This window comes from Photobacterium minamisatsumaniensis (assembly GCF_050336695.1).
GTDB lineage: Bacteria > Pseudomonadota > Gammaproteobacteria > Enterobacterales > Vibrionaceae > Photobacterium > Photobacterium minamisatsumaniensis.
Window position 1 is genome coordinate 1 of sequence record NZ_JAKJSI010000079.1, and the last position, 8,763, is coordinate 8,763.

Annotated in this window: 7 protein-coding genes; all 7 read right to left on the bottom strand. The window is 34.0% G+C overall.

Going from position 1 to position 8,763, the window contains the following annotated elements:
- Positions 1-101: 101 nt before the first annotated feature.
- The 7 genes from L4D78_RS27705 to glmM all read right to left on the bottom strand — a co-directional run bounded on the left by L4D78_RS27705 (position 102) and on the right by glmM (position 8,675).
- Complete coding sequence (locus tag L4D78_RS27705; RefSeq protein WP_428469905.1) at positions 102-746, bottom strand: HAD family hydrolase; 645 nt, start codon at positions 744-746, stop codon at positions 102-104.
- On the bottom strand, positions 739-1,815 hold the full coding sequence (locus tag L4D78_RS27710) for a glycosyltransferase (RefSeq protein ID WP_428469906.1): 1,077 nt from the start codon (positions 1,813-1,815) through the stop codon (positions 739-741). Before L4D78_RS27710 ends, L4D78_RS27705 begins: the two co-directional genes overlap by 8 nt.
- Positions 1,808-3,019, bottom strand: coding sequence for a hypothetical protein (locus L4D78_RS27715; protein WP_428469907.1), 1,212 nt, complete (start codon positions 3,017-3,019; stop codon positions 1,808-1,810). Before L4D78_RS27715 ends, L4D78_RS27710 begins: the two co-directional genes overlap by 8 nt.
- Entirely contained in the window at positions 3,012-4,139 is a 1,128-nt protein-coding gene (locus tag L4D78_RS27720) for a glycosyltransferase (protein WP_428469908.1), read from the bottom strand. Before L4D78_RS27720 ends, L4D78_RS27715 begins: the two co-directional genes overlap by 8 nt.
- Complete coding sequence (locus tag L4D78_RS27725; protein WP_428469909.1) at positions 4,139-5,425, bottom strand: lipopolysaccharide biosynthesis protein; 1,287 nt, start codon at positions 5,423-5,425, stop codon at positions 4,139-4,141. Before L4D78_RS27725 ends, L4D78_RS27720 begins: the two co-directional genes overlap by 1 nt.
- Positions 5,426-5,479: 54 nt before the next feature.
- The gene (locus L4D78_RS27730; RefSeq protein ID WP_428469910.1) at positions 5,480-6,439 is read right to left on the bottom strand and encodes a polysaccharide pyruvyl transferase family protein; all 960 of its coding nucleotides are present in this window, start codon (positions 6,437-6,439) and stop codon (positions 5,480-5,482) included.
- Between the two features lie 883 nt (positions 6,440-7,322).
- The gene (glmM, locus tag L4D78_RS27735) at positions 7,323-8,675 is read right to left on the bottom strand and encodes a phosphoglucosamine mutase (RefSeq protein WP_428469911.1); all 1,353 of its coding nucleotides are present in this window, start codon (positions 8,673-8,675) and stop codon (positions 7,323-7,325) included.
- Positions 8,676-8,763 lie beyond the last annotated feature (88 nt).

An 8,763-nucleotide genomic window follows, 5' to 3' on the forward strand; every position in this document is an offset into this window, starting at 1 on the left:
ATGAGAACAAAAACAAAAAGAAAGGAAAAATCAAAAACCAACTAATCCTTTCAGCTTTAGTTATTATTCTAGATTTAAACGTATAACCGATTGGAAAATAATTAATAAACTTCAATTTTGAAATCCTTCATTCTATCGGCTTCGATCAAATGGTTCCACCTAGATAGATTTTTTCTTTTAGTTAAAATAATGGAACGTTCAGACTTGAGACACAATTGATAATCATCAAAATTATCAGTATATACACAGGCTATTTGTTTAGCTTCAAACAACTCACTTTTATTACCCTTTAAATCAAGCTTAAGTGTACCTGTAAAAAAACCTTCAGAATTATAATCCAGCTTACTTGACTTAAATTCGACACCTAATAATGAAGATACAGCTTTAACAACAGGATCAATTGAAGCTGACACAATTATTACATCAATATCAGGATTACTTATATTAGTAATCAAACTATCATGAACATATATGATCTTTTTATCACATAAAAAATCTGAAGCAAATTCTTCGGCATACACATCTAAATTGTGTTTCGTCTCGCCTACAAGTGTCTTCAGTGCTGCTTTTCTTAAAGAAACTTTAAAATATCGATTTAATACCTTTCCAAAAATTGRAGTTAAAAATATAAGATAAATATAGCTAAATGAATTTCTATTCTTCTTATGATAATATTTAATATAATCAAAAGTTGTATTACTCTTATAAAGAGTTCCACACAAGTCAAAAATAACTATTTTACTCATCAAAAATTACCTTTTTGTATTGCCTTGCAATAGTACCAACATGATAATTATCTAAAGAATGAATAGAAAATTCTGTACTATCTGCTAATAATATTTTTTCATACATATCATTACTATCTTTAACTTTAAATAAATATCCATTTATTCCAGATTGTATAATTTCACTGTTTCCACCAGGACAATCAGAAGCAATGACTGGAGTATTTAAGACCAAAGACTCTAAAATTACATTTGAAAACCCCTCATATAAAGAAGACATAACTAAAAACTTTGCAGCTTTAATGTATGGGTAAGGATTTTCTACATAGCCATGAAAAATAACATTATCAGTAATATTCAATGAGCTTGTCAACCTTTCAAGTTTCAGTCTTAAACTACCATTACCAAAAATATGTAGTTTAGAAGTCTGGTTTACTTTAAGGTACTTTGAAAAAGCAATTAAAGTAGTTTCAATGTCTTTTTGTTGTTCTAGCCTACCAATAGTAATCAAATCTTGCTCATCAATAACTTGACTTATATCGACATTAGATAAGCTATTTACACGTTCATGATTAATCGGATTATAAATTAATTTAGCCTTTTTCTTTACAGTTGAGCTGTTTAGCATACTGACTAAATCTTTTCTCATATACTCAGACTGTACAACAATCTCATCAGAAAAGATTAAACTATATTGATATAAATATTGAATAAGTTTTTTTATTCCTTTGTGATTATTTAAATCAGTCGAAATTGTGTTACCAATTCTAGCTATCGTCTTACATTTATTTCGGAGAAATATATTAGAAAGAGACACAGCATGGGCCATATTTAATGTACCCATCATACTTGCAACCTGATACTTTCTTGCTAATAAATTTAGCTTCCAAACAGACTTAATGCCGGAGCAACCAAGCTCTATCACAGGAATAGCAGAATCCACATAAGACGCATTTTCCCCAGATTTGTTACCTACAAAGAAATACACCGTTGTTGTTTGCGATAAGTAATTCGCTAAAGTAATCATTACACGCTCCGCGCCCCCACCTCGAAAATCAGGTAACACAAACGCGATACTATTATTATTCATTAATTGCCTTAGTACTTACATGTAGTTTAAATAGTAATAAATATAAAATATGCACAGTTCCAATTTTAATCAAAAATGGTTCTTTTATTGTCATAACTAGCATAATCATTATAAAAATTGACAATAACTTATCAAGTTCAGAACGGCTGGTGAAACCTTTAAAGCATAAGCTTAAAATGAAGAACACAAATAGAAATGTGATAAAAACACCGAAGGAAAATATAAACTTCACATAACCTGAATCTGAATATTGATACAAGCCAAAATCTGAATAAGAACCTTGACCAAATAAAAACGTCGTAAGTGTATCAGGTAAAAATAGCATTTCTAATAAATGACTATTCGATTGATTAATTCGCCCCTCGGTGATAACAGAGAATAAATCACTTATCCATGGAAGAGTATTAGAAGAGAAGCTTCCCCCTGTCATATTATCCAATAAAGGAATAATAAAAGGCATTGATAATAATATTACCAGGAAGGAAAAAATCACTAAAATAGAGCCTTTTATTTTTTCCTTATTAAAAATAACAATTGAAACGAATAAAAATAAAATTACAATTAAAAGTCCAGTTCTTGCTACAAATGATACGGCCCCAATAGTAATGATAGCACAGACTAAATATAAAAGCTTACTGGCCGAACTTTTTGCCTTATTAAACAGATAAAGAGCACCGATACTTGTTATGGCTAACTGTACAGAATGATCTGCTCCCCCTCCGTTTGACAGCCCTCTTATTCTGCTCACTCTCATTGCATCAATATTGCCATAACTTGGAATAAAAGTATCAGAAAGAATACGTAACTGATGACTAGCTAAAAGTAAAAATACGGAAATAGATAAGATTAGACCTGCAAACATTAAGTACAATGCTATCGTTTCATCACAAATTTCCCTTTTTTGCAATAAATAGGAAAAATATACAGCACCGGGTATAAACTCAACAATATGTAAAAGCAATAAATATGGTAAAGTTAAATCATTTATATTATTAATGAGCGTTAGTAACGTAAAATAAAGCATCAATGTAACTAAAGCATAAACAGCCTTGTTTAACATCGACTTTAAATTCAGGTCTAAATTCGATACCAAATATAAGATAAAATAGACAGATACGATTTTACCACTACCAACTGGAAAAAAAGTAAATGTTATAGGAAACATCCAAAAAAAGAATAATAAAAAATTCTTCGCCTTACCCATTATGACCCAAAACCCTATTCATTCTTGAAGCCCAATTATAATATTCAATACAGATTTTCTGTGCTTTTCTTGCTTTTTCTTGTGCTTCTAACTGCTCTAAATTTATATATTTAACCTGATTAACCCAAGCATCATAATTATCATGAGGAGCAAAATAGCAAATTTCTTCGTTTAGTACTTCTCTTAAAATTGGTAGATCTGAGGAAATAATTGGCTTCATTGAAGTCATATAGTCAAACATTTTCATCGGTGATGTATATTTTCCTATATCTGTTTTATTACTCTTATTGTTATTATAACCTGCACACAAAACAGATGGTTGATTTGGCAAAAGACAAATATCAAATGTATTAATAGCATCGAATATATTCCTGTAAGGAATGTAGCCTCTAAAAATTACATTTTTCGAACACTTTCCCTGCCAATGTTTTATTTCGTCTTCTGAACCACCATATATATGATATTCAACATTTTCAAAATCTCCCAATTTTGACATAGCTGAAATAACTTCCATTCCTTTGCCTGGATAGAGTGAACCAACATAACCCAAGATTGTTGTGTTACTGCTCTCCTCTTTTACGCAATTAACAAGAGGGTTAACATCAGTAGCATCATGCTCAACTTGTATTTTGTCTTTTGCAATACCAAAAATATCTGAAAGGTCTTGCTTTAGCGCATCTGAAATTGCAACAAATTTCACCAAACGTCGATGATTGGCAATTAGCCGAAGTAATTTACCATCAACAGACTTCTCATGAGGTAAAGAATGCAATTCTAATATTGAATCCTTTCCAATCAACGTTGAAAGATATGCACCAATAACGGTACGAGAATATACCAAATCTGTTTTGTGTTTTATAATATGTAACATTGCCATTAAGTGGAATATTGCATATTTTCCTTTTAACGTACTAAAAAATGGTAGTTTTTTTATATTAAGATTGTTTTTAAGCGAGTAGTGTTGCTTTACATCAGACTCTATATAAAAATCTTTCCTATAAGGACATAAAACCTGAATGTCAAATCTGCTAGCAAGCTCATCACATGACTTGGCAACAAATATGCTTTCAGCACTTTTCGATGGAATAACTTGATTTGAAATATATGAGAGCTTTTTCATTACACAACTTGACCTGTTAAATATCTCTTTGAAATTTTAGATGCCCAAACAACTGAAATCATTAATGCTAAAGTGCACAAAATGAAAGAGACTTGAGGATATATTAATGATGATATATAGAATGCCAAAGGTACAGTAATACTATGATACGCGGAAACTTTCGTAAATGGCTCCACTTTAAAACAACGAATAAAATTATTATTTGTTGTCAAATATAGAAGTACTGTAAAAAATGCAAAAATCTGTACTAAATAACTTATTGATACTATTTTTTCAAAAACAAATAGATTTGGAATAAAATACATTACGAAAACAAAAGCAACATAGCCAGAGATAAGTATTATAAATGATATTTTTCTATACCTCTTAAAGATCTCATAAGCTTGTTTGAAATCACCATCTGAAATCTTCTTCCCAAAAATCGTCATCTGTGAATAAATAACTGATTCTGCTACGTTAAAACCTGCTTTTGCAAGTGTAAAACTAAAAATGATCTTACCCGCCAATTCTGGGTCAAAAATTTGAAAAGATATTAAGTTGAAACCATTCCAGAAAATAAAACCAAACCCCCATACTATGGAGACTTTTGAAAGTAACGGCCACAACTCAACAAAGACTTCTTTTGTGCTCGTTATAGACTTGACTAATAGCAGGTTACTTATATGTTTCTTCTCTTTACAAATGAGAATAAAATACAATGTAATATTGGATAGTATTAGCCCGATTGATATACTCAATAGACCTAAGTTATTATATAAACTAATCCAAATAACGAACGAGTTAATTAATGACGATATTAACTGAGCCTTATAAACAACGACTTGCTTTTGAGTGCCTTCCAAATAATATATCAATGGCGTTAACAATGTAAAAAATGCCATTGAAATAATTATTATCCACCAAGGCGTTTTCCAATCAATATCGCCTCTATAAGTACTATAAAATAACTCTCCACCATAACCTACAAAAACAAGTATAAATAAGGCTATAAACGAGAACCATTTAATACCAAACAAAATATAATCTTTTATTTTTTGTTTGGACTCATCTCTCCATCCATTTTTATTAACCTTATAAGAATGAGCAACAAATTGTTTCAGTGTATGACCGATTCCTAACTCAGCTAGTTGCTGCATTGCAAGCAAATTAAAGAATGTATAATAAAAGCTGATCTCTTCAAGGCTTAACTGTTTTGATACAACCAATAGTGTAATAGGGCCACTTAATATTTTAAGGCCACGTGCACAAACTGATAGTGATGCAATTTTAAATGATTTAGAACGCAAACTCGAACCTACAAATATAGTTTACGGTATGAGCTTGAGCTCATACCGTATTGCTTATTTCCACTCAATTAGATCGTTAGGCTCAATCCAAGCATCAAAATATGTACTGTTTTTACCATAGGAGTTATCAGAGAAATAGACTTTTCTACCAAGCAAATATGCAAGTATAAATCCATGTAAACGGTCAGTATAAACTATATCATGCGCTAAGAAGTATTGGATAGCTCTAAACATTAAACTCTGAGAATGTACTTTCCACTTCTCGTTAAGACGTTGGTTGACTATTGGCATTGGTTGTAACGTCTTAACTACCTTTAAAATCACATAATCATTTAATGAAATCATTTGATTCCAATCAAAGCTTCTTTTTCTAATATTATCTGCTGAGGAACTTCCTGAGCTTTCTAAATCATCTCGCTTTAGATAGAGAACTCTTTTAGCTTTATCATCTAAATCAAAAATCTCTAGTTTATCTACAAGTGGGTGTAAGCTATGAGCCATATCTGGCATCAAATGAACATCTCTCACCCATTCTTTCATTAACTCAAAGCTAACTTTATCCCTAACATAAAATGTTAAGTTGGGGTGTTCTTGAAATAACTTCAAGCTTTTTATTTTATTATCTTCGTTTTGATATTTCACTGTTTGAGGCAATATAATAATTTTCTTATTAGTATATTTTTTTACTATATCTTCTCTTAATTTCTGGTGGGTCGGATACAAATCCCCAAAGTTACCACCGCCATGCAATAATATCACATCACTCTCTTCTAATTTCTTAGGAGAATAATTGTCATAAAAAGCCCTATGGATAATGTTCACGCCATAGTCGTTGAAAAACTGCTCAGTACCTTGATAAATTAAGTGATCACCAACATTGTAATATAGTGGTACATCTAACAAGCATACCTTTTGACCTTTTAATCTTTCAGCGATCTCTTTGTGCTTTAGCTTTAATCGCTCCAAAGAATCAAACCATTTGGATTTATACATAATATCTTGTGAGTCCGCCATCAATTCTGTCTACTTTTCAATCAAAACGAAGGTTAAAACAAGCTACCGCCCTTAGGCTACGCTCCCACAAGCGCTATTCACAGGCAATTGTGCTTAACTTCTACTCAACCTTTATTCTAAGCATTATATGTTCAAGCAACTCTAACAGCAAGAACATATCACCCCCCCATAAATGAACTTGTTATTGCTTTGAAAAAAAGATACGAGCAAATAACCTCGTAAATGAAATGTGACCTCACATAAGATAAGCTTATGTTTTACTAAAGAATTAAGACACAAACCCCAAAAGCACTTTGGTGCATATAGAAACAGTGCAAATATAAAGTTAGTAATCAAATTAGCATATAATATTGAAACTTTTTATTTCAATATGCTTCCCCTATATCACGAAATATAATTAGGATATTCCCTTAGCCAACCATACAACACTAAGTGGTAGTTGATATTTTTGATACCAAGTAAGAGCTTGTTGGTGTTTTTATGGCGTTACTTCTTTAAGTTGGCCTCAGGGCCTTCTAAATCACCGCACACTTCACCTGTCGATAGATGATGAAAACAGAAATATGACTTAGACTGCTCATCTGGATCAAACCAATAACCCAAGCAACCTTAAGCAAGGTATAGGTGAAAATTTCTATAAATGCAGCAGAACTATCAACAGTATGGTCAACATGGTTTTAAGCATCAACTCTAGATTACCAACACAAGTCAATGTATCGACATTAATTACACTGCGCTAGCTACAATTAATGATATGGCGGGGTTTAAGTATTTGGGGAGAGGAAGAAAGAAAAGGGGGACAGATATCTTTATCTAACATTATTTTAAAAAACAAAGGCTCACACATTATCTCTATGCGTAAGCCCTGAGTCACTTCTTTACTCTACATGCCAACAGCAATTACTGCTTCAGCAATATGAGCAGACCACTTATCCGCAAGCTCATCAGTCTCAGCTTCTGCCATTACGCGGATCAGTGGTTCTGTGCCAGATTTACGCAGCAATATACGGCCAATTGGCGTTTCTGTGCCAACCCCCATGGCATGTTCGGCGTCTTTAACCGCTTGGATTACCGCTTCGCTTTCTAGCGGTGCGGTTTGGCTGTTGAAACGTACATTAACCAGCTTTTGCGGCATCATTGGCATTTCAGCCGTTAGCACATCAATGGTTTTACCAGACTCTACAACAACACTTAATACCTGAAGTGCGGCAACGATTGCATCTCCTGTTGTCACCAAATTACGGCAAATCACATGGCCAGAGTTTTCACCACCCAGCCACCAGCCCTTATCAAGTAATTGCTCCATTACGTAACGGTCACCCACATTCGCACGCACAAACGGAATACCCAGCTTAGCCAAGGCCACTTCTAATCCTAGATTTGACATTAGCGTACCAACAACACCGCCTTTTAATTGGCCGTTAATCAACGCTTGCTTGGCTAATATAAATAGGATTTGATCGCCGTCGATAACCTTGCCTTGGCTATCTACCATCATGATACGGTCACTGTCGCCGTCAAGCGCGATGCCCATATCGGCTTGGCTTTCTACTACCGTTTTCTGTAGTAAACCGGTCGATGTAGCGCCGCATTTGTCGTTGATATTCAAACCGTTTGGTTTATTGCCAATAACGGTAACATCTGCGCCCAATTCACTGAACACTTCTGGTGCAATGTGATAAGCCGCGCCATTAGCACAGTCAACGACAAGCTTCATGCCTGCAAGAGAGTGTTTCGAGGGGAAAGTTCCCTTACAGAACTCAATATAACGTCCTGCGGCGTCATCCATCCGTTGCGCTTTACCCAGTAAGTGAGAGTCAACACATTCGATGTCTTTGTCGAGTTCAGCTTCAATGGCTAATTCAACCTCATCCGGCAATTTTTCACCTTCTGCAGAGAAAAACTTAATGCCGTTATCGTAAAACGGGTTATGTGATGCGCTGATCACAATGCCCGCTTCTGCACGGAAGGTTTTGGTTAAGTATGCTACCGCTGGCGTGGGTAATGGTCCGGTTAAAATGGCATTAATGCCCGCCGCCGACAAACCGGCTTCAAGAGCCGATTCCAGCATATAACCAGAGATACGGGTATCTTTACCAATGATCACTTTTTTTGTGCCAAGTCGAGATAACACTCGTCCTGCCGCCCAGCCAAGTTTTAAAGCAAAATCAGGTGTGATTGGGTATTCACCCACTTTGCCGCGTACACCGTCGGTGCCGAAATATTTTCTAGTCATTGTCTTTTCTTTTTATGTTCTGTTATGTGGAATGTCTTTATTGGGTTCTGGGTTCTGGGTTCTGGGTTCTGGGTTCTGGGTTCTGGGT

Bases quoted from the DNA above. Each gene is read 5' to 3' on its own strand.
- L4D78_RS27710 (WP_428469906.1), bottom strand. From the start codon at position 1,815: ATGAATAATAATAGTATCGCGTTTGTGTTACCTGATTTTCGAGGTGGG.
- L4D78_RS27715 (WP_428469907.1), bottom strand. From the start codon at position 3,019: ATGGGTAAGGCGAAGAATTTTTTATTATTCTTTTTTTGGATGTTTCCT.
- L4D78_RS27720 (WP_428469908.1), bottom strand. From the start codon at position 4,139: ATGAAAAAGCTCTCATATATTTCAAATCAAGTTATTCCATCGAAAAGT.
- L4D78_RS27730 (WP_428469910.1), bottom strand. From the start codon at position 6,439: ATGGCGGACTCACAAGATATTATGTATAAATCCAAATGGTTTGATTCT.
- glmM (WP_428469911.1), bottom strand. From the start codon at position 8,675: ATGACTAGAAAATATTTCGGCACCGACGGTGTACGCGGCAAAGTGGGT.